The organism is Mesorhizobium sp. M4B.F.Ca.ET.058.02.1.1 (genome assembly GCF_003952505.1).
GTDB lineage: Bacteria > Pseudomonadota > Alphaproteobacteria > Rhizobiales > Rhizobiaceae > Mesorhizobium.
The window spans coordinates 1,678,374-1,704,139 of sequence record NZ_CP034450.1 but is presented as its reverse complement, the minus strand read 5'-3'; the positions used below and the strand labels follow the sequence as shown (position 1 = coordinate 1,704,139).

General features: G+C 66.8%; 25 protein-coding genes. 11 read left to right on the top strand and 14 right to left on the bottom strand.

The window, feature by feature from the left end; all coding sequences use genetic code 11:
* Window positions 1-5 precede the first annotated feature (5 nt).
* The 4 genes from EJ073_RS08630 to EJ073_RS08615 are packed head-to-tail and all read right to left on the bottom strand — an operon-like array spanning window position 6 to window position 4,195.
* Window positions 6-440: a hypothetical protein gene (locus EJ073_RS08630; protein ID WP_126055345.1), complete on the bottom strand. Its 435-nt coding sequence runs from the start codon at window positions 438-440 to the stop codon at window positions 6-8.
* Entirely contained in the window at window positions 437-1,744 is a 1,308-nt protein-coding gene (locus EJ073_RS08625; RefSeq protein WP_126059133.1) for a phosphatase PAP2/dual specificity phosphatase family protein, read from the bottom strand. The genes EJ073_RS08630 and EJ073_RS08625 overlap by 4 nt, the downstream gene beginning before the upstream one ends.
* Before the next feature lie 37 nt (window positions 1,745-1,781).
* Complete coding sequence (locus EJ073_RS08620; RefSeq protein ID WP_126055344.1) at window positions 1,782-3,593, bottom strand: bifunctional alpha/beta hydrolase/class I SAM-dependent methyltransferase; 1,812 nt, start codon at window positions 3,591-3,593, stop codon at window positions 1,782-1,784.
* Entirely contained in the window at window positions 3,590-4,195 is a 606-nt protein-coding gene (locus tag EJ073_RS08615) for a CDP-alcohol phosphatidyltransferase family protein (RefSeq protein WP_126055343.1), read from the bottom strand. The genes EJ073_RS08620 and EJ073_RS08615 overlap by 4 nt, the downstream gene beginning before the upstream one ends.
* 812 nt (window positions 4,196-5,007) lie before the next feature.
* Here EJ073_RS08615 and EJ073_RS08610 point away from each other — a divergent pair.
* Complete coding sequence (locus EJ073_RS08610) at window positions 5,008-5,745, top strand: class I SAM-dependent methyltransferase (protein ID WP_190233837.1); 738 nt, start codon at window positions 5,008-5,010, stop codon at window positions 5,743-5,745.
* Window positions 5,746-5,845: 100 nt separating this feature from the next.
* A complete protein-coding gene (locus EJ073_RS08605) occupies window positions 5,846-7,384 on the top strand; it encodes a winged helix-turn-helix domain-containing protein (RefSeq protein ID WP_126055341.1) in 1,539 nt (512 codons plus the stop codon).
* A gap of 35 nt (window positions 7,385-7,419) precedes the next feature.
* On the opposite strand, the gene EJ073_RS08600 is transcribed toward EJ073_RS08605, so the two are convergent.
* Window positions 7,420-7,713, bottom strand: a complete 294-nt coding sequence (locus EJ073_RS08600; protein ID WP_126055340.1) for a hypothetical protein — start codon at window positions 7,711-7,713, stop codon at window positions 7,420-7,422.
* Between the two features lie 201 nt (window positions 7,714-7,914).
* Here EJ073_RS08600 and EJ073_RS08595 point away from each other — a divergent pair, with 201 nt between their 5' ends.
* Window positions 7,915-8,460, top strand: coding sequence for an NADAR family protein (locus EJ073_RS08595; protein ID WP_126055339.1), 546 nt, complete (start codon window positions 7,915-7,917; stop codon window positions 8,458-8,460).
* A gap of 27 nt (window positions 8,461-8,487) precedes the next feature.
* On the opposite strand, the gene EJ073_RS08590 is transcribed toward EJ073_RS08595, so the two are convergent.
* Window positions 8,488-8,973: a hypothetical protein gene (locus EJ073_RS08590; RefSeq protein WP_245455505.1), complete on the bottom strand. Its 486-nt coding sequence runs from the start codon at window positions 8,971-8,973 to the stop codon at window positions 8,488-8,490.
* 225 nt (window positions 8,974-9,198) lie between these two features.
* Between EJ073_RS08590 and EJ073_RS08585 the strand changes: the two genes are divergently transcribed.
* A complete protein-coding gene (locus EJ073_RS08585; RefSeq protein ID WP_126055338.1) occupies window positions 9,199-10,569 on the top strand; it encodes a nodulation protein NfeD in 1,371 nt (456 codons plus the stop codon).
* Entirely contained in the window at window positions 10,566-11,324 is a 759-nt protein-coding gene (locus EJ073_RS08580) for a slipin family protein (protein WP_126055337.1), read from the top strand. Before EJ073_RS08585 ends, EJ073_RS08580 begins: the two co-directional genes overlap by 4 nt.
* 16 nt (window positions 11,325-11,340) lie before the next feature.
* Here the strand turns inward: EJ073_RS08580 and EJ073_RS08575 are convergent, their stop codons facing one another.
* Window positions 11,341-12,273, bottom strand: coding sequence for a LysR family transcriptional regulator (locus EJ073_RS08575; protein WP_126055336.1), 933 nt, complete (start codon window positions 12,271-12,273; stop codon window positions 11,341-11,343).
* Between the two features lie 97 nt (window positions 12,274-12,370).
* Here EJ073_RS08575 and EJ073_RS08570 point away from each other — a divergent pair, with 97 nt between their 5' ends.
* Window positions 12,371-13,381 carry an NAD(P)-dependent alcohol dehydrogenase gene (locus tag EJ073_RS08570; protein ID WP_126055335.1) on the top strand — a complete coding sequence of 337 codons (1,011 nt, stop codon included), beginning with the start codon at window positions 12,371-12,373 and terminating at the stop codon, window positions 13,379-13,381.
* 91 nt (window positions 13,382-13,472) lie between these two features.
* Here EJ073_RS08570 and EJ073_RS08565 read toward each other — a convergent pair whose 3' ends face one another.
* The 3 genes from EJ073_RS08565 to EJ073_RS08555 are packed head-to-tail and all read right to left on the bottom strand — an operon-like array spanning window position 13,473 to window position 17,244.
* Window positions 13,473-15,767 carry a xanthine dehydrogenase family protein molybdopterin-binding subunit gene (locus EJ073_RS08565; RefSeq protein WP_126055334.1) on the bottom strand — a complete coding sequence of 765 codons (2,295 nt, stop codon included), beginning with the start codon at window positions 15,765-15,767 and terminating at the stop codon, window positions 13,473-13,475.
* Window positions 15,764-16,747 (bottom strand): xanthine dehydrogenase family protein subunit M, encoded by a 984-nt coding sequence (locus EJ073_RS08560; RefSeq protein ID WP_126055333.1) that lies wholly within the window; start codon window positions 16,745-16,747, stop codon window positions 15,764-15,766. The genes EJ073_RS08565 and EJ073_RS08560 overlap by 4 nt, the downstream gene beginning before the upstream one ends.
* Complete coding sequence (locus EJ073_RS08555; RefSeq protein WP_189375174.1) at window positions 16,744-17,244, bottom strand: (2Fe-2S)-binding protein; 501 nt, start codon at window positions 17,242-17,244, stop codon at window positions 16,744-16,746. Before EJ073_RS08555 ends, EJ073_RS08560 begins: the two co-directional genes overlap by 4 nt.
* Window positions 17,245-17,614: 370 nt before the next feature.
* Here EJ073_RS08555 and EJ073_RS08550 point away from each other — a divergent pair, with 370 nt between their 5' ends.
* Window positions 17,615-18,247 (top strand): TetR/AcrR family transcriptional regulator, encoded by a 633-nt coding sequence (locus tag EJ073_RS08550; protein ID WP_126055332.1) that lies wholly within the window; start codon window positions 17,615-17,617, stop codon window positions 18,245-18,247.
* A 20-nt stretch (window positions 18,248-18,267) separates the two neighbouring features.
* Here the strand turns inward: EJ073_RS08550 and EJ073_RS08545 are convergent, their stop codons facing one another.
* On the bottom strand, window positions 18,268-18,477 hold the full coding sequence (locus EJ073_RS08545; protein WP_126055331.1) for a hypothetical protein: 210 nt from the start codon (window positions 18,475-18,477) through the stop codon (window positions 18,268-18,270).
* Window positions 18,478-18,712: 235 nt separating this feature from the next.
* On the opposite strand from EJ073_RS08545, the gene EJ073_RS08540 reads away from it, so the two are divergent.
* Window positions 18,713-19,543, top strand: a complete 831-nt coding sequence (locus EJ073_RS08540; RefSeq protein WP_126055330.1) for an aldo/keto reductase — start codon at window positions 18,713-18,715, stop codon at window positions 19,541-19,543.
* Window positions 19,544-19,632: 89 nt separating this feature from the next.
* Here the strand turns inward: EJ073_RS08540 and EJ073_RS08535 are convergent, their stop codons facing one another.
* Together EJ073_RS08535 and EJ073_RS08530 are read right to left on the bottom strand one after the other, a co-directional pair.
* Window positions 19,633-20,445, bottom strand: a complete 813-nt coding sequence (locus EJ073_RS08535; RefSeq protein ID WP_126055329.1) for a methyltransferase domain-containing protein — start codon at window positions 20,443-20,445, stop codon at window positions 19,633-19,635.
* A 159-nt stretch (window positions 20,446-20,604) separates the two neighbouring features.
* On the bottom strand, window positions 20,605-22,686 hold the full coding sequence (locus tag EJ073_RS08530) for an alpha/beta fold hydrolase (RefSeq protein ID WP_126055328.1): 2,082 nt from the start codon (window positions 22,684-22,686) through the stop codon (window positions 20,605-20,607).
* A gap of 170 nt (window positions 22,687-22,856) precedes the next feature.
* Here EJ073_RS08530 and EJ073_RS08525 point away from each other — a divergent pair, with 170 nt between their 5' ends.
* Window positions 22,857-23,198, top strand: coding sequence for a hypothetical protein (locus EJ073_RS08525; protein WP_126055327.1), 342 nt, complete (start codon window positions 22,857-22,859; stop codon window positions 23,196-23,198).
* Window positions 23,199-23,226: 28 nt separating this feature from the next.
* Here EJ073_RS08525 and EJ073_RS08520 read toward each other — a convergent pair whose 3' ends face one another.
* The gene (locus EJ073_RS08520) at window positions 23,227-23,499 is read right to left on the bottom strand and encodes a hypothetical protein (protein WP_126055326.1); all 273 of its coding nucleotides are present in this window, start codon (window positions 23,497-23,499) and stop codon (window positions 23,227-23,229) included.
* 181 nt (window positions 23,500-23,680) lie between these two features.
* On the opposite strand from EJ073_RS08520, the gene EJ073_RS08515 reads away from it, so the two are divergent.
* Window positions 23,681-24,685: a LacI family DNA-binding transcriptional regulator gene (locus EJ073_RS08515; protein ID WP_126055325.1), complete on the top strand. Its 1,005-nt coding sequence runs from the start codon at window positions 23,681-23,683 to the stop codon at window positions 24,683-24,685.
* Window positions 24,686-24,968: 283 nt separating this feature from the next.
* Window positions 24,969-25,760: a 3-methyl-2-oxobutanoate hydroxymethyltransferase gene (locus tag EJ073_RS08510; RefSeq protein WP_126055324.1), complete on the top strand. Its 792-nt coding sequence runs from the start codon at window positions 24,969-24,971 to the stop codon at window positions 25,758-25,760.
* The last annotated feature ends 6 nt before the right edge of the window (window positions 25,761-25,766 follow it).

Sequence of the window (25,766 nt, the reverse complement as noted above, 5' to 3'; positions counted from 1 at the left end):
AAGTCTCAAAGCAATGCCGCCATCAGTGACGCCGCCGCGAACACCGCAAAGGCCATACGCTGCTTCATCAGCAGCCGGCGCGTACCCGATATCCGCTGGTCGAGCGATCGCGTCGCGGCAGGCATGGGCTTCAGCCGCATGCGGGCGAGCAAATCATCGACCGCGCCGCCGCCCGAAACCTCGCTGTCATGGCTCGCCATCAGCCGGAACAGCAGCGCGTCGAACAGGAGGAGCGCGGTGAAGGCGAGGGTAGCCAGAGCCGCCGCCGCAGCCACCAGCCACGCTGCCGCCGATAGCGGTGTCACCTGCGGCGCGGCCGCCAGCCCGATCACCGGCGCGGCGAGCAGGCAAGCCGCGACCGCCAGCAGCGGCCACGCCGCCTGCAGCATAAGTCCGGCGGCGAACGCGCCGGCTTTGTCCTGATAGCTATTGCTGTTCATGCCGCTTCGTCCACCCCGGCCTGAATGTGCACCGGTCGGCCGGAGGCGGCGAGCAGTTTGCGCGCCTGCGCGGCGGTGTGCGAGCGGCCGGTGCCGACCAGCCATGCGGCGGCGACCGTGGCGCTGCGCTGGAAGCCGAGCGCGCAGCAGATCAGCACCGTCCCCTGCCGGCGCGCCGCCTCGATCGCCGGCACCGCTTCGGAGAGTTGCTTCGCGGATGGCGGCAGAAGATCGAGCACGGCGAGGCTGATCCAGCGGCAGGATGCGCCGCGCGGCCGCTCCAGTTCGGCGGCAAGGTCGATCACCGTGCCGAAGCCGCTGGCCTCGGCAGCCGTCGGGAACCGGCCGAGGAAGACGCCGTCGGTGACAGGCACAATTGGCGACAGCGTGCGCGTCCAGGCCCAGAGATTGATTCTGGCGCCGACGCGGTAGGGCCAGAGCAGCAGCCGACTGGCGAGTGAGACGCGGCCGTCCGCCGCTTTCTGGAACACCTTGGCTCCGGCGCCGGCATAGCCGAAGGCGACGATGGCCAGCGCCAGCGCCGGCCACAGAAGGGCGAGGGCAACCGCCGAGACGAGGGCGCCGCCGGCCGCGCCCGCCAGCAGCAGTGTGGCCCCCAGCGCATAGAAGACCGCCAGCCGCTGCGCTTTCCTGTCGGTCGCCAGCCGGAAGCCGGCGAAAGGCAGTTCGCCCGTGCGCGGGAACACCCACAGCGCGAACAGGCCGAGCAGCGCGCCGGTCGGGATGTCGATGAAATGGTGCTGCCATGTCGTCAGCACCGAGGCGCCGATCAGGAAGCACCAGACGTGCCAGGCAATTCCTGAGATGCCGCTCAGCCGGTGCCGCCAGTGGTCCCAGATGATCGTAAGCAGCGCGATGTGCAGCGACGGCGCCTGGTTGAACGGCTTGTCGAAGCCGCCGAGCACCGCGAACAGGAAGCCCGGCAGCCCCGATGTCTCCGGCCGCACGAAGGTCGCCCTGAGCGGGAACAAGATGAAGCAGGTCACCGCGATTGCCTGCGCGGTCAGATAGCGGCCGGCGAGGCGGTCGACGCCGCGCCTGGTGTCGTTGAGAAGCAGCGACAGGCCGTAGAACAGGTTGATCGACCAGTAGGGCACGATCGTCCACGCCATGAACGGGATGTCGCGCTCCCACGCAAAGACAATGCTGCCGACATCGTCGCGTCGCGAGGCCAGCCAGTTGGCGAAGCCATAGGTCGAGTAGAACAGCGGCGCGAGCAGCGCCAGCCACAGCGCCGCGCGTAGCAGGATGGCGCCGAATCTATCCTTCGACGGCTCGGCGATGGCGGCTGGGGCAGGGTCGGCGGCGGGCACGGCTTCCTCAGACGCGCCGCGCGACCGAGACGGTGAAGATGCCCCACTGGTCGATGCGCTGGTCGATTTTCTCGAAACCGGCGGCCTTCACCAACTGGTCCATCTCGCCCTGCGTGCGCCGCCGCATCACCCAGGCCTGGCCGCCGCGATGCGAGGTCAGGCTACGCGCGATCATCTCCAGCTGCGGATGCCAGGGCTGGTTGGTGTAGATGATCAGGGCACCGGGCTGCATGGCGCTGGCGAGTCCGCTGAGCGAGCGGGAAATCAGCGCATTGTCGGCGAAGAGCTCGTAGAGGCCGGAAACGATGGCGAGGTCCGGCGCCGGCTTCAGCGCGGCGAGCATTCCGGCATCGAAGGCGTCGGCCTGGCGGAAGGTGACGCTGGTCGGCAGGTGCCGCTCGGCGATCAGCCTGGTGCCGAGCCCGACATTGAGCTCGGAATAGTCCTGCAGCCTGACGCTGGCCGGGGGCGTCGGGCATTTGGCAACGGCATCGAGCACGTAGCGGCCATGGCCGGCGGCGATGTCGACGATGTGCACGGGCCGGCCGGCGGACTTAAGCTGCTCCGTGGCGTTGCCGATCAGTTCTTCCAGATGGAGCTTGCGCTGGCGTATGCCGCGCCAGCCGATGGCGTCGAGGAAGGTGCGGTCGATCATGCGGCCGAGATGGGTCTCACCCCGGGCGTCGTTCTCATAGACGTAGTCAAGGGTGGAGCCCGAATCGAAGCCGGTGGTGATCCCCGTCTTGAGGCCGGTGGAGAACCAGGAGCCGATGCGAATGAAGGCGCGGCTCATCGCCCAGTAGAGGCCCTTGGGCGACAGCAGCGGCAGCGGGGAGGCGAGCCTGTCGGCCTCGTCGCGCGTGTAGCCGGAGCGGTCGGCCGCGGTCAGGTCGGCAGGCTTCTCCGGCGCTGAAAACTGCTTTTCGAGGAATGGCCGGACTAGGTCGAGCGCGTACTTGCGGTCGCGCTCGCCCAGCGTGTCGTGGAAGAAACCGGGCAGCACATGCCGCTCCTTGGCGGGGCTTGCCAGGTTGACGAAGAATTCGTGCTGCGGGCCGTGCCGCACCACCCAGTCGGCGCCCGAGATCAGCAGCTGTGTCGGCACGGTGATGGCGCGCGCGTCCGCGACGATGCGGGCGGCATGCGTGTAGAGCTCGACCAGTATGTTGGAGGCGATCGGCCTCGTGATCAGCGGATCGGCGTCGAAGGAGGCGATGCGCTCCGGATCATGCGTCAGGAACTTGGCCTTGACGTAGGAATTGACAAAGAAGCGCCCCTTGAGCCGCTGCCAGAGCGCGATACCCTCCTTGGCGAAGGGCACGTAGAGCTTGACCGAGAAGGCGGGCGAAGCCACCACCAGCGCGCGGATGTCGGGCGCATAATCATGCACCCAGGCGGCGGCGAGCACGGCGCCGAAGGATTGCGCGATGAGTGCTACGTCACGCTGGGAAAAACCGTCGCGGGCGATCTCGCGCACGAAGCAGTCGATGTCGCGCACCAGCGCGGCGAAGGACGGCGCATAGCCGCGCTCGCCGGCCGAGCGGCCGTTGCCGCGCGCGTCCCAGGCGTAGAAGGCGTAGCCGGGCATTGCGAGCTCGTCGACCAGATGCGCCATTCGCCCGCCATGCTCGTGGCCGCGATGGAAGAGAAGGATGGCGCCCCTGGGCTGCTCGCCGAGCGCCGGCCAGTAGCGGTAGAAGATCTCGGTGCCGTCATGGGTCTTGAAGGTCCGCTCCTCGGCCACGCGTTGGAGGCTCGCCGGTGCTGCTGCGGCGATATTCTGCTGATGGATCATGGTGTTGCCCCCGAGGTCGCTCATTGCCCGACTGCTCCTCTAAGGCCGCTGCGTATCCGGTTGATGGCGGTCGCCAGCGACAGTGTTGCGAGCGCCGGAAACACAAAGGGCGTGAGTGCCACCGGCCACAGGCCGAAAACGATCAACGCGCCGATGACGCCCAGCGCCAGCGCCCGGTCGCTCTTGCCGAACGGCCCTGCATAGTCGCGCGCCGCCCCCGCGGCGATGCCGAGCACGCCGGCGAACTCGACGATGACCGCCATGATCGCGAAGGCGACCACGCCCCAGGCCGGGAAGAGGGCGGCGAAAGCGAGGATCAGCGCCAGGTCGGAGACGACGTCGCAGAGCTCGTTGAGATACATGCCGAGTTTTGACGCCTGCCCATGTTCCCGTGCCAGCATGCCGTCGATCGCGTTGAGCGCCATGCGCGTAAACAGCGCCACCGGCATCAGCAGGAATACGGCCGGATGGGCCGCGAAGGCAGCCACCACCACGCCGGTGGCGACGGAAAGGCCAGCGGCCAGCAGCGTGATCTGGTTGGCGGTGACGCCGGCGCTGGCCAGGCGATCGGCCAGCGGCCGCAGCCTCGCCTGGAAGGCTGGTTTCAACGCATAAAGCGTCGGCATATGCGATCCCCCAACCGCGCCCGCGCATGGATCCCATGCGCCAAAAACCCCATGCCGCGACTCCTTCTGGATGCACGACCTGGCAAGAGGATGGTCAATCGGCGGTCAAGACGCAAGGGTGGCGTGCGCGCGCTTGCGACGCGGCTCAAATCTGCGTTTTGGAAGACCGGCCAGGAGCGGGCGGTACACCATGCGTGTACCAGCCCGTCCGGCGCCCCCGCCAAGCTGCTGAAACCCCGTCCGTCCCCAACAGCCCCCGGTTATGGCGTGACCAGTGGTTGCGAATATCCATTGGCGGTGCGCGCTGTCAACGTCGCTTCCCGAGGTGTCCGAATGCCCGTTTTTGACCCTCGCGGACCATCGCCGCAGACCCGCGCGATCACGTCCTTGCTGCCCCTGAAGGCCAGCAAAAGCCGGTTTTCCGGGCTTTTCGACCGCTCCGGTTGCCGATGCGACGGCTCCCGCCTATGCGCTTGAATCGGCTTGCCTTTCGCCGGCTGGACTTTTTCGGCCCAGCATTATCAACCTGACTTTTTTGGGTGTATTTGGACCGGCGGCGATTTTGCCGGTGCGCCTGTGTGAATTGCTTCATAGCGCGCCAGGGCAAGACGATGCACAGCGACGGAACCGAAGCGCGGGGGCGCGACGGCCGGGCGGCTCGCATGGCTTGCCGCCTCGCCTTGGGTATTGCGTATCGCCGCCGCTGCGCTTCGGGCGCCTTCGTCACGCCAATCTCAGCCGAATTTCAGCCGCGCCTCACGACAACCGGTCGGGTCCGGTTCACGCTGGGCGAAAAAGGGATGGATGCGATCATGGCGCAGGCGCAAGGCACGGCACATTGGGACGAGAACCATTCTCGCGGCTTTCTGCACAACGGGCGTTATTTCGTGCCGGAACGCGAGCGCCAGGTCGGGATCATCGCCGACCTCATTCCGCAACCCGCGCCGGGTGGCCTGCTGGTCGAGCTGTGCTCCGGCGAGGGGCTGCTCAGCCGCGCGCTGCTGGAGCGCTTTGCCGACTGCCATGTCCTGGCGCTCGACGGCTCGGCGCAAATGCTGGAGCAGACGCAGGCCACCTGCCGCGACCATGCCGGGCGCCTGACCACTGCCGCGTTCGAGCTGGCGCAGAGCGGCTGGCGGCGCTTTGCCGAGCCGCCGCATGCGGTCGTCTCCTCGCTCGCCATCCATCATCTCGACGGCCGGCAGAAGCAGGACCTGTTTGCCGATCTGGCGGCGGCGCTCAAGCCCGGCGGCGTGCTGGTGGTGGCCGACATCGTGCGCCCGCCGAGCGCAGGCGGGCTCGACATCGCCGCGCGGCAATGGGACGAGGCGGTGCGCGCCCGGGCGCTGGCGATCGACGGCGATCTCGCCGCCTTCGCCGAGTTCAACCGCCTGGGCTGGAACTATTTCCGCAACCCGGACGGCGAGCCGATTGACAAGCCCTCCTCGCTCGCCGAGCAGCTTTCCTGGCTTGCGAAGGCGGGCTTCATCGAAGTCGACTGCGCCTGGCTGTTCGCCGGCCACGCCATCTTCAGCGGGCGAAAGCCTTGATGTCTTCGGGCGGGCGTGATGTCTTCGAGCATGCGAGGGCCGTGACAGACTCCTAGCCATCGCGCGGATCGAATTGGTTGACGTCTCCTCGAGGGGCGACATGACGACGTTCGAATTCTCCGGCCACAGGCTCGATCTGCACAGGGGCAGGCTGCAGAGGGGCGGGCACGACGTCGACCTGCGCGCCAAGTCGCTCTCGCTGCTCGTCTACCTGCTGGAGAATGCCGGCCGCGTCATCGGCAAGGACGAGCTGGTCAATGCGGTCTGGCCGAACATCGCCGTTTCCGACGATTCGCTCACCCAATGCATGAAGGACATCCGCAAGGCGCTCGGCGCCGAGGCCGATGGCCTGATCCGCACCGTGCTGCGGCGCGGCTATGTGATCGACGAGGAGCGCGTGCGCCGCCTCGAGGATCGGGTTGCCACCGCGGCCGGGGAGGGGACGGCCGACGACAAGCCGTCGATCGCGGTGCTGCCCTTCGAGAACCTCAGCGGCGACCCGGCGCAGGACTATTTCGCCGACGGCATGGTCGACGAGATCACCACGGCGCTGTCGCGCATGCGCTGGCTGTTCGTCATCGCCCGCAATTCGAGCTTCGCCTACAAAGGACAGGCCGACGGCGTGAAACGGGCCGGAGCCGAACTCGGCGTGCGCTACGTACTGACCGGCAGCGTCCGCAAGGCCGCCGACCACATCCGCCTCACCGGACAGCTCATCGACTCCGCTTCCGGCAAGACGATCTGGGCCGACCGTTACGACGGCACCATGGCCGACGTGTTCGACCTGCAGGACCGGCTTGCGGAGAGTGTCGTCGGCGCCATCCAGCCGTCGATCCTGTCGGCCGAAATCGAGCGTTCACGGCGCAAGCGGCCGGAAAGCCTCGCCGCCTACGACTACGTGCTGCGCGCCTTTCCGCTCACCTGGTCGCTCGAGCGGGCGCAGAACGAGGAAGCCGGCACGCTGCTTGATCGCGCGATCGCGATCGAGCCGGATTATCCGCTGGCGCTTTCGCTGCTCGCCTGGTGCCATCTGCAGCGCGCCGGCTACCGCTGGACCGAAACGCCGGCCGCTTCACGGGAGGAGGGCCTGCGCCTGGCGCAGAAGGGGGCGGCGCTCTCCGGCGACGACCCTATGGTGCTTGCGGTGCTCGGCGCGGCGCATTCCTTTGCCCGCGACTACGATGTCGCCGACATGCATCTGGCGCGGGCGCGCGCGCTCGATCCGAATTCCGCCTGGGCCTGGCTGCGCAGCGCCTGGCTGGACGTCTATCGCGAGCGGCCCGAGGCGGCGATCGAGAAGTTCGAGCATTTCGAACGGCTGAGCCCGCGCGATCCGATGGGCTACATGGCCGAGATCGGCATCGGCGCCGCGCATTTCGTCGCCGCGCGCTACGATCAGGCGGTGGCGCTGACGCAGCGCGGCCTTAGCCAGCAGCCGGGCACCTGGTGGGGACTGCGCCTGCTGGTCACGGCGCTGGTTCATGCCGGTCGCAAGGACGAGGCACGGCACGCTTGCCGCAGGCTGATGGAAACCTACCCGGGCCTCACCGTTGCCAGGGTCGGCGACGCCTCGCCCTTCGACGCGGGCACGACTGAACGCATCGCCGCCGGCCTGCGCGAGGCCGGCCTGCCGGACTGACTGGAACGCCGGCGGCCGGCCCCGGAGTATCGCGCTCAGAATTCACGGCGATGGCGGCGGTCGTCCACGACCTTCGCAAGCACCTCGGTCGGGTCACGGTCGACCGGCAGCGTCAGCGCGTTCTCGACGTCGAAGGCGGTGAGGCCGATGTCGCGGCGCTCGCATTCGCTCATGGCGGCGAGCGCGGCCAGCTCGCTACGCGCCTTCCAGAAGCGCGGCAGCCACAACAGTGCCGATACGGCAGCGGTGGCAAACCGGGAGTGCCGGAAAGGGGACGCCTGGCGCCGGTTGTGAGCAGTGGCGCCGGTGAAGGAAACGATCGTGGTCATGGCGTTGATCTCCGAACTGTCCTCTGTGACAGCAAGGCGGAGGATAGTCGCCGCCCCGCCGGAGATCGTGACGCGCCGCCGAAACTTCAGGGAAATTGCGGCGAAACCCGCAGGCCGCGCGGCAGGGGGAGCGCGCTGGTGAAAGCGGCGAGGCGCCAGCCGCCATTGACAATTCACCGTCCGCTCCGCTCCATCCCCGTCATGACCTATGATCGTTCCTGGCTCGAGGCAGCCGTCCGCGCGAAATCCCGGCCCAGCTTCTTGTTCTTCTGGGGCCATCAGCCGTCGAAGGACGGAAGCATCACCACGTCCTGTCTCAGCCAGTGGTGGCCCGCGCCCTTCACGGTCGACCGGCTGACCTATGCGACGGCGGAACACTGGATGATGGCCGGCAAGGCGCGGCTGTTCGGCGACGACGAGGCCGTGCGCCGCGTGCTCGCCGCCGCGAGCCCGAAGCAGGCCAAGCAGGTGGGGCGCGAGGTGCGCGGCTTCGACGGAGCGAGTTGGGATGCCGAGAAGTTCCGCCTCGTTTCGGAAGGCAGCTTCCAGAAATTCCGGCAGAACGGGCCGCTTGGCGAATTCCTGCTGGCGACGAAGGATGCCGTGCTGGTCGAGGCAAGCCCCGTCGATCGCATCTGGGGCATTGGCCTCGCCGCGGGTGACGAGCGCGCGGCGAACCCGCTCACCTGGCGCGGCGACAACCTGCTCGGCTTTGCGCTGATGGAGGCGCGAGACAGGCTGCGCTGAGGCGCTGCTGCCTCCTTCCCGCCGGCGTCAGTCCGAGTCGGAGGAAGCCTTGCCGCATTCAGCCAGCACCTTGCCGATCGCCGCGCTCGAGTCGGCAAGCGAAAAACTGTTCTCGCCATATTTGTCGGACGTGACGGTGACCTCGCCCTTGCCGCGCAGCAGGCCAAGCAGCGGGTCGGTGCTGCCGAACTGCGTCGTGAAGTAATTGTACATTGCCTCGAGCACCAGCGTCTTCGTCACCGTCTTGCCGCCGGCCCTGAACGCGAACGAAGCCTTGATGCCCGGCTCCAGCTCCGGCCCGGCCTCGCCGAGGTCGTAGCTCAGCGTCGGCTTGCCGAAACAGGTCAGCATCAGATGCGCGCCACCCTTCGGCCCGCCGCAAACCGACGCCGTCAGCACGCTGCCGCCCTCGTCCTCCTCCATCTTCGCGCTCCAGCTGCAGGATGCGGCGGGGGCCGGCTGGGTGGCCGCCAGCGCTCCCAAGACGATGAATGCCGCCAATATTCTTCGCATTGATTTCCCCCCAAGGCCGTCGAGACCATCTGGCGACCATACAGGACAAATGACGCCGTGGCATGATCCCTCGAGCGCAGGCGCGGCGCTGGAGATTGGCGCAAGCGGTCGAGCGCGTAATCTCGCCCGCAAGGGGATAGATCGGCGGTTGCGCCGCTTTCGCCTCACCACCCGCATTGGACTTCACCAAAATGCAACCCATATCTTCTCCATGGAGCTTTGAGCGTGACCTTCGCGCGGGTGGCCCTTCTTGCCGCTGCTCTCATGGCCGCGGCCGTCGTTTCTCCCTTCTCTTCCGACGGGACCGGCAAGGTCGCGCTGAGCGTCGCCATTGACGGCGCCATCGGGCCGGCGAGCACAAGGCAGCTCGAGGAGGCGCTCGACACCGCCGCCAAACGCAATGCCGCGGTCCTCATCCTTCAGCTCGACACGCCTGGCGGCCTGGTCACCTCGATGCGCGAGATGATCGCCGACATCCTGGCCTCGCCGGTGCCCGTCATCGGCTATGTCGCCCCGGCCGGCGGCCATGCAGCCAGCGCCGGCACCTACATCCTCTACGCCACCCATGTCGCGGCGATGGCGCCGGGCACCAATCTGGGCGCGGCGACGCCGGTCGAGATGGGCGGGCTGCCGTCGCTTCCCGGCGGCGAGAAGGACAAAGACCAGAAGGACGCCACCGGGCGGGCGGCGGGCGACGCGATGATGGCCAAGGTCACCAATGACGCGGTGGCGCTCATCCGCTCGCTCGCCGAATTGCGCGGGCGCAATGGCGACTGGGGCGAAAAGGCGGTGCGCGAGGCGGCGAGCCTGTCGGCCAACGCCGCATTGCAGGAGCATGTCATCGACTTCGTCGCCCGCGACACGACCGAGCTTTTGCAATTGGCCGAGGGGCGCACCGTCGACGTGGCCGGGCAGAAAAAGGTACTGGCGACCAAGGGGCTGCCGGTCGAGACGCTGGAGCCCGGCTGGTTCATCCGGCTGCTTTCCGTCATCACCGACCCCAACACCGCCGTCATCCTGATGCTGGTCGGCGTCTACGGCATCATCTTCGAGTTCACCAGCCCGGGCGCCGTGGCGCCCGGCGTCATCGGCGCGATCTGCCTGTTGCTCGGCCTCTATGCGCTCAACCTCCTGCCGATCAACTATGCCGGCCTGGCGCTGATGCTGCTCGGCATTGCCTTCCTCGTCATCGAGGCCTTCAATCCCACCGTGGTGCTGGGCCTGGGCGGCGTCGCCGCCTTCCTGCTCGGCGCGGCCATGCTGCTCAAGGTCGAGGGTCCGGGCTTCGCCATGTCATGGGCGGTCATCGGCCCCGCCGCGGCGCTGACGCTGGGGCTGGCGCTTCTCACCGGAACCTATGTCTGGGCGGCGCGCAAAAACCCGCCGCGCGTCGGCGGCGAGGTCATGCGCGGCCTCCCCGTCAAGGTGCTCGACTGGCAGGGCGGCGAGGGCCACGTGCTGGCCCAGGGCGAGCGCTGGCGGGCGAGGGCCGACGAACCTGTCGCGCCTGGCGACAGCGTCGAGGTGACCGATGTCAGCGACCTCGTGCTGACGGTCAGGCGCCGCGATGGCAACAACAACGGAGCAATAAGATGATGGTCGGTTACGTCGCCTATCTGGTCGTTGCGGTGGCCTTGATCATGTTCCTTTCGGCGGCCATCCGCATCCTCAGGGAATATGAGCGCGGCGTGGTCTTCACGCTCGGCCGCTTCACCGCGGTCAAGGGTCCCGGCCTCATCATCCTTGTCCCCTTCATCCAGCAGATGGTGCGGGTGGACCTGCGCGTCGTGGTGCAGGACGTGCCGCCACAGGACGTGATCTCGCGCGACAACGTCTCGGTAAAGGTCAACGCAGTGCTCTATTTCCGCATCGTCGATGCCGAGCGGGCGATCATCCAGGTCGAGGACTTCATGGCCGCCACCAACCAGTTGGCGCAGACCACGCTGCGCTCGGTGCTCGGCAAGCACGAGCTGGACGAGATGCTGGCCGAGCGCGACAAGCTCAACAACGACATCCAGGAGATCCTCGACCAGCGCACCGACGCCTGGGGCATCAAGGTCTCCAATGTCGAGATCAAGCATGTCGATCTCAACGAGAGCATGATCCGCGCCATCGCCAAGCAGGCCGAGGCCGAACGCCTGCGCCGCGCCAAGGTGATCAACGCCGACGGCGAGCAGCAGGCTGCGGCGAAACTGGTCGAAGCCGGCCGCATGCTGGCGGCCGAGCCACAGGCCATGCAGCTGCGCTATTTCGAAGCCCTGCACGACATCGCCGGCGAACGCTCCTCCACCGTGGTCTTCCCGCTGCCAGTGGACCTGCTCGGGCAGTTTTTGAAGGGGCAGGCGAAGTGAGGCTTTGCTGGCCGCCTCAACCCCGCCGCCAGGGCGGCTCGGGCGAAAAGCGCTTGCCGATCCAGTCGGCGAAGGCGCGGGTCTTGGCGGCCTGGCCCTTGGCTGACGGCATGACGACATAGACCGCGCCCTCGTCAGCCAGCGTCCAGTCCTCCAGGATCGGCACCAGCCGTCCGTCGGCGAGCTCGCGGCCGACCAGCCAGTCGGTGCTCATCATCAGGCCGACGCCTTGCACGGCTGCATCGACCAGCACCTCGGCGTCGTCGGTGACGAGCGGCCCCGACACCTCGACGCGCGCGTGCCGGCCCTCGCGGTCGGTCATCTCCCAGGCCGGAAAGGTCTGGAAGCCTGAGAAGCCGAGGCAGACATGTTCGAGCAGCGCCTGCGGTGTTTCCGGCCTGCCCATTCTGGCGAGATAGGAGGGGGCGGCGCAGAGCAGCCGGCGCCGCGTCGCCACCTTGCGTGCCACCAGGCGCGAATCTTCCAGCGCGCCGAGCCGCACCGCCACGTCGAAATTCTCGGCGACGAGGTCAGCGAACCGGTTGGAAAATTCGGCCTCGATGCGGACATCGGGAAATTCGGCGAGGAATTGAGGCAACAGCGGCCCGATCCACATGCGCCCGAACGTGCCGGGCAGCGCCAGCCTGAGCAGGCCTCGCGGGCCGCCGCCAGCATGGGCGGAAGCGGCGGCCTCGGCCTCGTCGACCGAGGCGAGGATGGCGCGCACGCGCACCAGGAATTCGGCGCCCGCCTCGGTCAGCGACACACTGCGCGTGGTGCGGGAGAGCAGCCTGACCCCCAGCCGCTCCTCCAGCGAATGCAGGCGCCGCGACAGGATGGTGGGGTCGCGGCCGATCCGCACGGCCGCCCTGGTGAAGGAGCGCGCCTCGGCGACGGCCGCAAACGCCGCCATTTCGGCAAGTGCCGCCGGTTCGTGGGATTGCTGCATATTGCGCAATACTTAAATGTGAAAGCCAAGGATTATCCAGAAATAGCGCAGCAACTAGGTTCACTCAACCGATTAATCATCACACCGGAGTGAACCCATGAAAGCCATCGAACTGAGCCAGCCCAGGCTGGACGCCTTCCGCGCCGCAGTCGTTGCCACCCCCGAACCACAGCGCGGCGAGGTGCTGATCCGCCAGCGTTCGGCGAGCCTCAACTTCGTCGATGTCGCGGTGGCGAGCGGCAACTATCCCGGGCCGCGCTTCCCGCTCATTCCCGTCGCCGACGGCGCCGGCGAGATCGTCGCGCTCGGCGAGGGCGTCACCAGCTTCGCCGTCGGCGACCGCGTCGTCGTCCACGCCAAGCCGCGCTGGATCGGCGGCCGGCCTCGGCCTTGCGAGATGACGCAGATGCGCGGCATCTCGCTGCCGGGGTCGCTGGCCGAATATATCGCGCTGCCGGCCAACTCGGTCGTGCCGGTCCCAGCGCATCTCTCTTTCGAGGCGGCGGCGACACTGCCGATTGCCGGCACCACCGCCTGGAACGCCATCCGCGCCGCCGATGTCGGGCCGGGCTCGGTCGTCGTCCTGCTCGGCACCGGCGGCGTCTCGATCTTCACTCTTCAGCTTGCCAAGGCGGCCGGCGCCACTGTCATCATCACCTCGTCTTTGGACGAGAAGCTGGAGCGGGCGAAGGCATTCGGCGCCGATCACCTAATCAACTACCGCGCGACGCCTGACTGGGACAGCAAGGTCCTGGAGCTGACCGACGGCCTCGGCGCCGACCTCGTCGTCGAGACCGGCGGCGCCGCCACCTTCGCCCGCGCGGTCAACGCCACCGCGCCGGGCGGCACGCTGTTCACCATCGGCTTCGTTACCGGCGCCGAGGCAACGGTCAATCTGCTGCCGATCATCGTCAAGGCGCTCAAGGTGATCGGCAACAACACCGGATCGGTGTCAGACCTCAAGGACGCCACCCGCGCCATTGCCGCCGCTGGCATCGAGCCGGTCGTCGACAAGGTGTTTTCACAGAACGAAGCGGCCGAAGCCTACACCCACATGGCCGCCGGCGGCCTGCATTTCGGCAAGCTGGTGTTTGGGTTGGAGTGGTAAGGAAAGGCTGACGCTGAAGATCGGCGAAAAGCTATGGTGACGGACATTTCCCCGCAAGGAGAGATTACGCTCTCCGCCAGCGGAACCCTCCCTAAATCAACTTCTCCAGCGTGATCGGCAGATCCCTGATCCTCTTGCCCGTCGCATGGAACACCGCGTTCGCAATCGCCGGGGCGACGCCGACGATGCCGAGCTCGCCGACGCCCTTGCCGCCGAGCACTGACGAATGCGGGTCGGGGATGCCGACAGAGATCGTCTCGATGTCCGGGATGTCGGCGTTGGTCGGGATCATGTAGTCGGCGAGGTTGCCGTTGACGATGCGGCCATGGCGGCGGTCGACCATGCCTTCCTCCAGCAGCGCCTGGCCGATGCCCATGATGATGCCGCCCTTCCACTGGCTTTCCGCCAGCTTTGGATTGTAGAGCCGGCCGGAATCCAGCGCCGACACGACACGCGACACCCGCACCGTGCCGAAATCCTCGTCGACCCTGACCTCGACGAAATGCGCGCACCAGGAGTGGCGTGAATAGTCGCCCTCGGTGTGCGGGATCGACACGGCGATGGTGGTGTAGTTCCGGTAGCGCTCCTCAGCCGTCGCGTTCGCCGGCATGGTATCGCCCTTGGCCTCGATCCGTTCACGACCGACGGCGGACAGAAGCTCGGCGATCGGGATCTCGGGACCGTCGCCGCGCGGCGAGGCGATGCGACCGTCCTTGACCACCAGTGTGTTCGCCTGCAGCGCATGGAAGGGCGAGCCCGGATCGGCGATCGCCAGCCCGATCAGCTCGTCCAGCGCCTGGCTCGCCGCCTTGTAGACCGCGCCCGTCATGACGCCGGCAAGGCGCGAGCCGCCGGCGACGCCGGCGCGGGCGAAGTGGGAATCCCCCAGCTTCACCGACACATGCTCGACCGGCACGCCGAGCGTCTCGGCCGCCGTCTGCGCCAGGATCGTGTAGGTGCCCTGGCCCATGTCGATGGAGGAGCTTTCGACCTCGACCGAACCGTCGGCGAGGATATTCACCACCGCCTCGCCATGGGCGCGCCGCACCGGATAGGTGCCGGCCGCCACGCCCCAGCCGATCAGCTGGTGGCCGTCGCGCATCGAGCGCGGCATTGGCGAACGCTTCCCCCAGCCGAACGCCTCGGCGCCGGCTGCGAAGGCCTCGCGCAACTGCCTGGTCGACCACGCCTTCCTGGCGTGCGGATCCTGTTCGGCGTAGTTCCTCAGCCGGATTTCCAGCGGATCGATGCCGACCTCATAGGCGAGCTCGTCGATGGCGCATTCGATGCCGAAGGCGCTGGGGTTCTCGCCCGGCGCGCGCTTGGCGCCGGGCACCACGGTGTTCACCCGCACCACATTCTGCTTCGAGGAGAAGTTGGGCGTGGCGTACATGATCGAGGTGACGGAGCCGAGCGGCTCGACCCACATGCCATCGACCGCCGTCTCGTTGACGCCGCGATGCACGATCGACTGGATGCGGCCGTCCTTGTCTGCGCCGATCGCCACCGTCTGGCGGGTCGCGGCGCGGCCGCCATAGGAGGTGAAATTCTGCGGCCGGGTCAGCACCAGCTTCACCGGTCGTCCGAGCATCTTCGCCGAGGCCGCCGCCACCGCGCTGTGGGCGAGCGCCAGCGCCTTCGAGCCAAAGCCGCCGCCGATATAGGGCGAGACCAGCCGCACATTCTCGAACGGGATCGCGAACCATTCGGCATAGGTGCGCGCCATGCCGTCCAGCCATTGGCTGGGCTCCCAGATGGTGAGCGCCTCGCCCTGCCAGCGGGCGATCAGCCCATGCGGTTCCATCGCCGCCTGGAATTCGCGCGGCGTGTTGTAGGCCGCGCAGACGCGCACCGGCGAGGCGGCGAAGGCACCTTGAGCGTCGCCCCACTCCTTGGTCATGGCGTCGATCGGGATGCCGTCGCCGGCCTTGGGGTCGCTGAGGTCGACGATCGCCGGCGTCTCGTCATAGGTCACCTTGACGAGGGCGGCCGCCGCGACCGCCTGCTCGAAGGTCTCGGCCACCACCGCGGCGATATGCTGGCCGGAATAGGTGACCGTGCGGGCAAGCGGGCAATAGGTCTGTTGCGACGGCGGGTTGCCGAGCCAATCCGAAGCGCCCTTCAACTCCATGATAGTGTCGGGCGTCAGCACCAGAAGCACGCCGGGCGCTGTCTCCGCCGCTCTGCTGTCGATGGCCACCACCGTTCCGGCGGCGATGGTGCTTTCTATCATCACTGCGTGCGCCAGCCCTTCGAGTTGCTGCTCGACCGCGTAGTGCGCCGCGCCGGTGATCTTGGCCGGGCCGTCGACACGCGACAGCCGCCCGCCCACCGCCTCGAGGCGGGCGCTGTCCGAAGCCGCATGTTTCATCTCATGAACGGTCATGCCGTCTCTCCCAAATTGAGGATGGCGCGCGCGACGACGCGCGGCGCGAGCTCGATCTTGTAGTGGTTGGCGCCATGGTCGACGGCGCCTTCCATGGCGAGTTCGCTCGCCTTGCGCACGGTGGCCTCGGTCAACGTCTTGCCTTTGAGCTCGTTTTCGACTGCCCGCGCGCGCCACGGCTTGGTGGCGACGCCGCCGAGCGCGACGCGGATGTCGCGGATGGTGCGACCGTCGCCTTCGAGCTCCAGCCCTATCGCCGCGCTCGCCGCCGCGAATTCGTAGGACTGGCGGTCGCGAACCTTGAGATAGGTCGAGCGTCTGGCCGCTGCCGAGCCCGGGATCTCGATCGCCGTGATCACCTCGCCGGGGCGGATGTCGTGCTCGCGCTCGGCGGTCGCGCCGGGCGCGAGGAAGAAGTCCTCGACCTTTAGCCTGCGCTCGCCGAGATGGACCTCGGCGTCGAAGGCGACGAGCGCAATCGCGAGGTCGCCTGGATAGGTGGCGATGCAGGCCTCGCTGGTGCCGAGCACCGCATGGCCCCGCGTCACCCCGCCGATCGCCGAGCAGCCGCTGCCCGGCGCGCGCTTGTTGCAGGCCGGGAAGTTGGCTGGGTCGCGAAAATAGGGACAGCGCGTGCGCTGCATCAGGTTGCCGCCGATGGTCGCCATGTTGCGCAGCTGCGCCGAGGCCGCCTGCCACAGAGCCTCCGAGACGGCCGGGAAGCAACTTTTGATCCCGGCATGGTCGGCGACATGGCTCATCTTCGCCAGCGCGCCGATCATAGCGCGGTCGGCGGTGACGTCGATGGCGCTGAGCCCCTCGATATGGCTGATGTCGATAACGGTCGAGGGTTCGGCGACGCCGCATTTGGCGAGGTCGACCAGCGTCGTGCCGCCGGCAAGCAGCATGGCGCCGGGGAGGGCGGAAGCATGGCGCGCGGCCTCGACAGTGTCGGCGCGGAGGTAGGAAAAGTCTCTCATGAGCGGAGCCCCTCTGCTGCCTGGCGGACGGCGGCGACGATGTGCGGATAGGCGCCGCAGCGGCACAGATTGCCGGCCATGTATTCGCGGATTTCTTCGTCGGACCCCGCATGGCCCTCGCGGATGCAGGCCACCGCCGACATGATCTGGCCCGGCGTGCAATAGCCGCACTGGAAGGCGTCCTGATCGAGGAAGGCGGCTTGCACGGCGTTGAGCGTGCCGTCCGCGTCGGCAAGCCCCTCGATGGTGGTGATGTCGCGTCCCTCGACCTGCGCCGCCAAAGTCAGGCAGGCAAGCACGCGCTCGCCGTCGACATGCACGGTGCAGGCGCCGCACTGACCCTGGTCGCAGCCCTTTTTGGTGCCGGTGAGGTGGAGCCGGTCACGCAGCGCGTCGAGCAGCGTCACGCGCGGCTCGATGTCGAGAGTGTGGTCGCTGCCGTTGATGATGAGGTGGAGGGAAAGCGTGGTCGGACTGATGGTGACTTGGTCATTCATGGGGCGTCGGGCTCCAATTGCTGGACGCTAGGCGGATGGAAATGGGGCTTGGGAGGGCAGGGGCAAGGGTGACGGGAGCGTGTTAATCTCCCCTCTTGAGGGGCAGATGGCCGGCAGGCCAGAGGGGGTCGTCTCGCAAAGAGCGCCAACCTCTATCTGCCGCGGCAGGTCGCGCCCGGTCGAACCGACCCCCTCTGTCGCCTTTGGCGACATCTCCCCCTCGAGGGGGAGATTACGCACTCAACACGTGACATACCGGTCCCCCTGATTATATGATAAAGCTGCTCCACTAAAACGGAGGCGCCTCCGTTTATTTACGTGGGGGCTGACCCGGTCGGGTTCAAGCCCCAATCGACTCGTGGAGACAAAATTGGCTGAAAGGCCGCCAGCGACAGCCGACGAGAAGCCAGACGCGCCCGCGCCAAAGCCGCTGCGCGCCGATGCCCAGCGCAACCGCGACAGGCTGGTCGAAGTGGCGGCGCAGGCTTTCGCTGAGGCTGGTGTCGATGCCTCGCTGGAGGAGATCGCGAAACGGGCAGGGGTCGGCATCGGCACGCTCTACCGGCATTTCCCGACGCGCGAGCATCTGGTTGAGGTGGTCTATCGCCGCGAGGTGGAAGGGCTTTGTCGCGCAGCCGGGGAACTGGCGGAAAAACATCCGGCCGATGTCGCGCTGGAGCTGTGGATGCAGCGCTTCGTCGACTATATCGGCACCAAGCGCGGCCTGGCGACCAGCCTTCGCATCCTGCTCACCACCAACTCGACACTGTTCTCCGATACGTCCGGGCGTGTCTCGGGCGCGCTGAAAGGCCTGGTCGAGCGGGCTGCCGCCGCCGGCTCGATCCGCGCCGACGTCGATGCCTCCGACGTGCTGCATGCACTCGGCGGCATCTACTCCGCGCCTAACACGCCCGACTGGCGCGACCGCTCGGGGCGGCTGGTCAAGCTGTTGATGGATGGCTTGCGGTTCGGGGCGAGGGAGGCGTCGAAGCTGCCCCGGTAGTCGGGCGCGCCGCGATGCGTCTATCGTCCCAGCGGTTGCTTCGACAGCGACAGAAGTTCTTCCTCGTCGGCGATGCCGGCCATGTAGTTGGCAAGGATGCGGGACGCCAGGCCCTCAAGGCGATCGGGGGAATCGCTTTCAAGCTTCAACCGTTCGAAGACCCTTGCCAGCAAGGCCAGTTCGGACGGATCGAAAATACCAGCGTCCTGAGCTTTTCGACGAATTGGCATGACGCCTCCCAAGCAGACGTTTTCGCAAGGCCATTGCAACGCGCTCCCGTCGAGACTGCGAGTTGGTGGTTAAGAAAACATTAGCCATGCAGAAAGTTCCAGTGCGGTCGAAATGGGCCGTGTGCGCTTTGCCGCCGACCGTTCCGCAAATACACAAACGCGTCATCGACTCGCATTGCCGGGAGCGCAGCCTAGATAGAGCGCGGGGCAAATATGATTATAGAAGGACATACGCATGCCTGAACGGCTGAAACTGAGCGACGGCGCCACCATTCCTCAGATCGGGCTCGGCGTGTGGCAGGTCGATCCGGGCGTCACGGCCAAGGTGGTGCGCTGGGGGATCGACGCCGGCTACCGCCTGATCGACACCGCCGAGGGCTACCGCAACGAGGAAGGCGTGGGCGAGGCGATCCGCGCGGCAAGCTTGCCGAGAGGCGACCTGTTCATCACCTCGAAGCTGCGCAACGGTGCCCACCAGCGCGACGCCGCGTTGCGCGCCTTCGACGACACGATGCAAAAGCTCGGCATCGATCAGATCGATCTCTTCCTCATCCACTGGCCGGTGCCCAGCCAGGGCAAGTATGTCGAAGCCTGGAAGACGCTCGTCGAACTCCAGAAGGCAGGCCGCATCAAGTCGGTTGGCGTGTCGAACTTCAACCAGGACCATCTGGAGCGCATCATCGGCGAGACCGGCGTGACGCCGACCGTCAACCAGATCGAATTGCATCCGCGCTTCCAGCAGCGCGACAAGCGCGAGTTCCATGCCAGGCACGATATCAAGATCGAAAGCTGGAGCCCGCTGGGCAGCGGTCGCCTGCTGGCCGACCCGACGTTGGAAGGGATCGCCAGGAAGCACGGCAAGTCGGTGGCGCAAATCGTCATCCGCTGGCATCTGCAGGAAGGGCTGATCGTTATCCCGAAGTCGAACCACCAGGAAAGAATCGCCGCCAATTTCGACATCTTCGGCTTCGAGCTGGACGGCAACGACCTGGAGACCATCCGTGGCATGGATTCCGCCGACGGCCGCACCGGGCCGGATCCGGCGACGGCGGCGTTCTTGTTCTGAGGCGTTGAAACAGCTGATCTCCCCCACGAGGGGGAGATTAGCGCTTCGCCGAAGGCGCCTTTTCTGCAACGTTGGCGATTGGCCTATCGCTACGCCATCGCCACGATCACATGCGCCTGGATCTTGGCGGCGACCGCGCCGCTGCCGTGCCTGTCCCTGATGGCGGCTTCGGCGCAGTCGGTCGCGGCTTCCAGTTTTGCCGCGTCCCTGGCCTCGATCTCGTTGCGAAGCAGTGTCCCCTGGCAATAGGCGACGGCAGGAATGCGCGGCGAGGAGGCCCGGCTTTGTTCGGCCCTCGTCTCGATCGTCACATGCGAGAAGCCCGCAGCCTCCAGGTCGCTGCGGATCAGGTCCTTGTCGTGGTAGCCGTGCGGCGTGCGTGCCAGGAAGCGCGGCGGATCGTCCGGGAAAATCCTTGCCAGGGCATTCGTCACGTCGTCGGCGAACTCATTCTCCTCGATGCGATCCCACACGTTGAACAGGAAACGTCCGCCGGGCTTGAGCACCCGCCTTGCCTCGCGGTAGCCGGCCGGGCGGTCGGGAAAGAACATCGCGCCGAACTGACAGCAGACGAGGTCGAAGGCGGCGTCCTCGAACGGCAGCGCCAGCGCATCCGCCTGGCGCCATTGGATGCGGCTGTCGGCGCCTTGCCGCGAGGCGGCGTGGTCGAGCATCGGCAGGTTGAGGTCGGTCACGACATAGCGCGCGGCGGGGGACAGTTTTGGCGCCAGTGCGCGGGTGACGACCCCGGTGCCCGCGGCGGTTTCCAGAACGGCGCCGGGCGACAGGGACGCCGCCCGCTGCGCCAGGTCCGCGGCGTACGGCTCGAAGATCAACGGCACCATATAGCGATCGTAGTTTTCCGGAACAGAGCCGGCGAACACCTTGTCCGTTTCCAGCATTGCTATCCCCCACGGTGCATTTGGTGGCCCCAGACTAACATGTGGTTGTCTGTTTGGCGCGATTTTCGACCGAACCAACCCATATGCGGCGGCACCCGGCAGGGCAAAGGCGGGCTGTCCCGCCGACCCATCCAGCCGAAGGCGTCTATGCGCCAGCATTTACGGGCGTCGCGGCGACACAAAAGAACTGCAGCGCACCCGGGGGCCGCACATGGCACCTTGCTCCTCAAAAGCCAGGCCGGAGCCGACGATCAGGTCGCGCACCGTCCGCGATGCGATGATCTCGCCGGGCCGGGCATGGTCCAGAGACCGCGACGTGACCTCGATGGCGAGTCCGCTGAACTCCTCGCCGTGCGACTCGCACTCGCCGATGTGGATCGACGAGCGGAAATTGGCAGCCAAAGGCTTCAGGCGCTCGCGAATGGCGACCGCACATTGGATGGCCCGCGTCGGCCGCTGGAAGACAGCGAGCACCTTGTCGCCGGATCGCCTGATCTCCCTGCCGTCGAACAGCAGCAGCTCGTCCCGAATCGCTTCGGCGTGTTGGCCGATCGCCTTTTCGCCGGCAGGCGCGATCTCGATTGCCAGTACCGAGAGCAGCAAGCGCTCGCTCGGAGCCGCGGGCAGGGCGCCGGTGACGAAGCGTCTGATCTCGTCGACCAGGCGGTCGCAGTCCTCGCCCCAGATCAAATGGTCCCTGCCGGCCAACTCGAGATATCTGGCGCCTTCGATATGCCTTGCCAGGTAGCGTCCTTCTTCCGGCCTTACCCAGCGGTCGCCCGTCCTTTGGATGACCAGCGTCGGAACATGGATGGCGGGCAGGATATCGCGAACGTCGATTTCTGTGCCCCAGCGCCAGAGCGCGATCGCATCGGCGGGCGAGGCCGAATTCCTGAGATAGGCGGCAAACCATTCGCGCTCGCTGCTGTCTTCGGACAGGGAGGGCGCGGCGTTGAGCAGTTCGGCGGGCTTGCCCCACTGCCGCTCGACGGAGGCCAGGTCCTCGTCCACCTGCTCGGTGGTTCTCGCCCAGGGATAATCCTTCGACCATGTGCCGCTGGCATAGGTTCCGTTGAGCACCAGCGCCGCCGTGCGCTCCGGATAGGTGGCGGCGAACAGCATGCACATCGGCCCGCCCTCGGAGCTTCCGAACAGCACCGTGCGCTTCGAGCCGACCGCATCCAGAACGGCGCGCACGTCTTCCATCCGCTCCTCCAGCGTCGGCGGGCCGACATTGCGGTCGGACAGACCGGTGCCGCGCTTGTCGATGCGGATCAGGCGCGAGAAGGTTCCGAGCCGCCTGAGCACATGGGCGTAGCGCGGCGATCCCCAGGCAAGATCGAGGTTGGAGACCCATCCCTGGACGTAGAGCAGATCGACCGGCCCGTCACCGGTCATCTGGTAGGCAATATTGATCCCTGCCGATTTGACGTAGTGGGTTGGCGCAGCGATGGGCACGCTGCCCTCCGTCCCGGTCGCCGGAATCTGCAGCGAATGATGGGACGCCGATTTCGTTCGCCGCGCCCGCAACGTCTCGTACAATTGGCGGGTTTCCGGTTCAGGAGCCAAGGCGAGATCGCGCTCCAGTGCGTCGCGGCAAAGCTCGTACTGTTTCAGCGCGAGATTGATCCGGCCCCGGGCAGCAAAGGAGCGCATCAGGGCGCGATGGATGTCTTCACGCAGCGGCTCCATGGCGAGCAGCCGCGCCGCCGCGCGCGCGCAGGATGCAAAGTCGTTTGCCGTGCCGTATTGCGTGACCAACCTGTCCAGCGCCGCAACGGCCATCATCCGCAGGCGCTCGCGCTCGACCCGCAGCCAGTCCTCGAACGGCTCCTCCTTCAGGCCGTGGCCGTCGAGAAGGTCGCCGCGATAGACCACAAGCGCCTGCTCCAGATCCTCGATCGAGCCGCTTGTAGCCAGCGCCTCGAAACGAGCGACGTCGAAATCGAAGTCATCGAGGTGAAGCGCAATGTTGGCCCCCTCGGTCAGAAAGCGCCCACCGCCCGACCTTTGCATTGCCTTCCGGACGGCCGACACGGCTTGCCTGAGGCTCATTCGCGCCTGCGTTTCACCGTGCAGGCTCCAGAGCAGGGCAGCCAGCTTCTCGCGCGATTGGGCTTGTCCCGCCTGCAAGGCAAGATAAGCCACCATCGCGCGTGCCTTGCGGCTGAAGGCCGGGGCCGCCGCCCCGACGCCGGCAAAGTCGAAACCACCCAGCAAATAGAGGTGAGGTCCGGTCATCGGATCCGCCACAGCCACGATGTGAGGTCAATCCTTTCGCTTAGCTCACTCTATTTCAACTGTTATTGGGCCGGCGGGGCGTTTTTCACGATTCCATCACGCTGGTTGCCACGCATTCCTCACGGCGCTCGGGGAGGCTGTCCGCCCTGAAGCTCTTTCAGGAGGATACCATGCGACATCCCGCGTTGACCGAATGGCCCATCTGGCATGACGATCCCTGGAACGATCAGCAAGGGTATGGTGCCCTGCAGCGTCACGACATCGCCCTGGCCCGCTACCTCGCAAAGCAACAAGCCGACCGGGCATCCGTCGTGCGCCGGCTCGATCTGTGGGCCGCCATGACCCCTGCCGCAATGCTGGTCGCGGGCGTCGGACGCACTTTCTTCCTGATCCGGCGGCCATGCGACCGAAATGTCGGCCCGGCAAACAATGCCATGTCGCCGATCAACTCCATCGCCCTGACGCTGTTGAAGAGCCACGCCGAGTTCAGCAAGACATTCTGGGGCCGATGAACGCGCTCGAAGCCAGGGCGCGTCGCGGCTATCCCTTTTCTTCCACCAGGATCACCAGCGATTCCGGTACGACGCCGTCGAACTCCATGGCATCGGCGGCTGCCTTGCTCTGCATCAGGACCGCCAGCTTGTCCATGTCTGGGACGTCCATCATCAGCGCCACCCGGTTCGGGTTCTGCGGATCGACGAAGGTGCGGATGTTGGTGATCCCGAGCGCGCCGAAAATCTCCTTGCGCTTCGGCGATGTGAGCCAGTGCTTGGCGCCTTTCGTGATGTTGTGATGGCCGATGATCGTTGGCATTTCAGACCCTCCCGGGGGTGATGCCCGACGGGTCGAAATCGCCCGTCTGGCGCAATTTCCGCGAGCGCCAATCAGCGCCGTTTCCATTGGGCTGTCAATTGGCATTCGCTGATGGAACGGCACCTTCTCCCGCAAGGGCGGAAGGATTAGGCTTCGCGTCGCTGCAGCGGGGAGCCTCGCCATTCCAAAGCCCACATTCCTCGAGATCGCCCGCCGTGCCGGCGTCGGCACGGCAACCGTCGAGCGCGTGCTGAACGGCAGGGGCGGAGTGCGGCCCGAGACCGTCGAGAAGGTGGTGGCGGCGGCGCGTTTGCTCGACTATCCGCGCCGGCTGCCCGAGGCGCATCGCGGCGTCATCCGCATCGAAGTGATCCTGGTCAGGCCGGACGCCACCTTCTTCGCGCGGCTCTCGCGTGCCTTCGAGCGCATCGCCGCCACGCTTGACCGCTCGATTGCCGTTCACCGCACCTTCCTCGATGAGGCGAACCCGGCAGAGATCGCCGCGCGGATCCTCGATCCGGAGATGCGCCGCGCCGGGCTGATCCTCGCCGTGCCGGACCATCCGCTGGTGAGTGCGGCGCTCCGCAAACTCGAGGCGGACAACATCCCGACGGTGCAGATCGTCACCCAGATATCGGGCACCCGGAGCACCTATGTCGGCATCGACAATTACGCCGCTGGCCGTACGGTCGGCCTGTTGATGGCGCGCATGCAGCGTCGGCCGGGCAAGGTCGTCGCCATCTGCCACAGCCAGATCTACCGCGTCCACCGCGACCGCGTGCGCGGCTTCTTCGATTATCTGATGGAGACCGGCGACGGGTTCGAACCGGTGGCGGCGCTGTTCGGCTTCGACGATGGCGACCGCAACGCAGAGCAACTGCACGAGGCGTTTGTGCGTTGGCCCGACCTTGCCGGGCTCTACAATGCCGGCGGCGCCAACACGGCGCTGAACGAGGTGCTGCGGCGCCACGGCAGGGGCCGCCAGATCTTCTTCGTCGGTCACGAATTGACCGAGCGCAGCACGCGCGCCTTGCGCGAGGGCACGATGGACGTCGTTCTCGACCAGTCGCCGGAAGCACAGGCGCGCCGCGCCATCGACCTTGTGCTCGCGGCGCTGAACCTGCACGACCTGCCGGTCGACAATCCGCCGATCCGCTTCGTCACCTTCACCGCCGAGAACCTTTGATCTGATTTGATCAAGGAACCGCGAGCCTTCGCCGCCGTCACGGTGCTAACTCGCCCGTGAACGGAAGGGCGATGGCATGTGAAGTTCGCCCCCTCATCCGGTCGCTTCGTCCGCAGCTTTGGCCGTTTCGGAGAAGAAGCGGGCGCCGGCGCCGATGATCTCCCTCTCCCTTTTGGGAGAGGTCGGATGGCTCCGATCTGTCCTTCACAGATCGGCAGGCAATCCGGGTGAGGGGGCTCTTTCCCACCTGCGGTCGTCCGCCCGCGAACGGGAGGATGCATTGGTGACGAGACGGCTGACAGTCAGCGACCTGCAAAGCCAGAAGGGCAGCCGCAAATGGCTGCAACTGCATGTTGACACGCCGGCCGAAGCGGCCGCCGCGGTAGCCTGCGACATCGTCATCCTGTCCTGCGAGCCCGACCACAATCTGGAATTGATCCGCCAGGCGGCACCCTTCGCCTTCCTCTCCGTCGGCATGCCGCACGGCGCGGTCGCCTCGCCCGATGAAGCGGTGCGGCTTGGCTTCGCCATGATGAAGCGCGGCGCCGATGCGGTCTATTGCTCGCATTCGCCGCGCTTCATCGAGGCTATGGCGGCAGAGGGCATCCCGGTCACCGGCCATGTCGGCCTGGTGCCGAACCGCGCCACCTGGACGAATTTCCGCGCTGTCGGGCGCACGGCGGAAGAAGCCTTCAAGGTGCTGCGCGCGGTAAGGGACATCGAGAATGCGGGTGCGGCCTGCGTCGAGGTCGAAGTGGTGCCTGTCAGGCTCGCCGAGCACATCACCCGCTCGACCCCGCTGATCACCATGGGCATGGGCTGCGGCAGCGCCTGCGACACGCAGTATCTGTTCTCCTGCGATGTGCTCGGCACCCATGCCGGCCACTATCCGCGCCACGCCAAGCGCTATGCCGACTTCCTCACGCTGGAGGCCGAGCTGCAGGAAAAGCGCATCGCCGCCTTCCGCGCCTTCGGCCGCGACGTCGCCGGCGGCAGCTACCCGGAAGCGAAGCACCAGGTGGACATGGACGATGCCGCCTACGACCGCTTCCTCACCCTCTCTCAAACTTTGTGAAACCGG

Excerpts from the sequence above, each read along its gene's own strand:
- EJ073_RS08605 (WP_126055341.1), top strand. The coding sequence starts at position 5,846 with ATGACGACGTTCGAATTCTCCGGCCACAGGCTCGATCTGCACAGGGGC.
- EJ073_RS08630 (WP_126055345.1), bottom strand. The coding sequence starts at position 440 with ATGAACAGCAATAGCTATCAGGACAAAGCCGGCGCGTTCGCCGCCGGA.
- EJ073_RS08525 (WP_126055327.1), top strand. The coding sequence starts at position 22,857 with ATGCGACATCCCGCGTTGACCGAATGGCCCATCTGGCATGACGATCCC.
- EJ073_RS08560 (WP_126055333.1), bottom strand. The coding sequence starts at position 16,747 with ATGAGAGACTTTTCCTACCTCCGCGCCGACACTGTCGAGGCCGCGCGC.
- EJ073_RS08610 (WP_190233837.1), top strand. The coding sequence starts at position 5,008 with ATGGCGCAGGCGCAAGGCACGGCACATTGGGACGAGAACCATTCTCGC.
- EJ073_RS08555 (WP_189375174.1), bottom strand. The coding sequence starts at position 17,244 with ATGAATGACCAAGTCACCATCAGTCCGACCACGCTTTCCCTCCACCTC.
- EJ073_RS08545 (WP_126055331.1), bottom strand. The coding sequence starts at position 18,477 with ATGCCAATTCGTCGAAAAGCTCAGGACGCTGGTATTTTCGATCCGTCC.
- EJ073_RS08620 (WP_126055344.1), bottom strand. The coding sequence starts at position 3,593 with ATGAGCGACCTCGGGGGCAACACCATGATCCATCAGCAGAATATCGCC.
- EJ073_RS08595 (WP_126055339.1), top strand. The coding sequence starts at position 7,915 with ATGACCTATGATCGTTCCTGGCTCGAGGCAGCCGTCCGCGCGAAATCC.
- EJ073_RS08520 (WP_126055326.1), bottom strand. The coding sequence starts at position 23,499 with ATGCCAACGATCATCGGCCATCACAACATCACGAAAGGCGCCAAGCAC.
- EJ073_RS08580 (WP_126055337.1), top strand. The coding sequence starts at position 10,566 with ATGATGGTCGGTTACGTCGCCTATCTGGTCGTTGCGGTGGCCTTGATC.
- EJ073_RS08600 (WP_126055340.1), bottom strand. The coding sequence starts at position 7,713 with ATGACCACGATCGTTTCCTTCACCGGCGCCACTGCTCACAACCGGCGC.
- EJ073_RS08565 (WP_126055334.1), bottom strand. The coding sequence starts at position 15,767 with ATGACCGTTCATGAGATGAAACATGCGGCTTCGGACAGCGCCCGCCTC.
- EJ073_RS08590 (WP_245455505.1), bottom strand. The coding sequence starts at position 8,973 with ATGCGAAGAATATTGGCGGCATTCATCGTCTTGGGAGCGCTGGCGGCC.
- EJ073_RS08540 (WP_126055330.1), top strand. The coding sequence starts at position 18,713 with ATGCCTGAACGGCTGAAACTGAGCGACGGCGCCACCATTCCTCAGATC.
- EJ073_RS08615 (WP_126055343.1), bottom strand. The coding sequence starts at position 4,195 with ATGCCGACGCTTTATGCGTTGAAACCAGCCTTCCAGGCGAGGCTGCGG.
- EJ073_RS08575 (WP_126055336.1), bottom strand. The coding sequence starts at position 12,273 with ATGCAGCAATCCCACGAACCGGCGGCACTTGCCGAAATGGCGGCGTTT.
- EJ073_RS08530 (WP_126055328.1), bottom strand. The coding sequence starts at position 22,686 with ATGACCGGACCTCACCTCTATTTGCTGGGTGGTTTCGACTTTGCCGGC.
- EJ073_RS08570 (WP_126055335.1), top strand. The coding sequence starts at position 12,371 with ATGAAAGCCATCGAACTGAGCCAGCCCAGGCTGGACGCCTTCCGCGCC.
- EJ073_RS08535 (WP_126055329.1), bottom strand. The coding sequence starts at position 20,445 with ATGCTGGAAACGGACAAGGTGTTCGCCGGCTCTGTTCCGGAAAACTAC.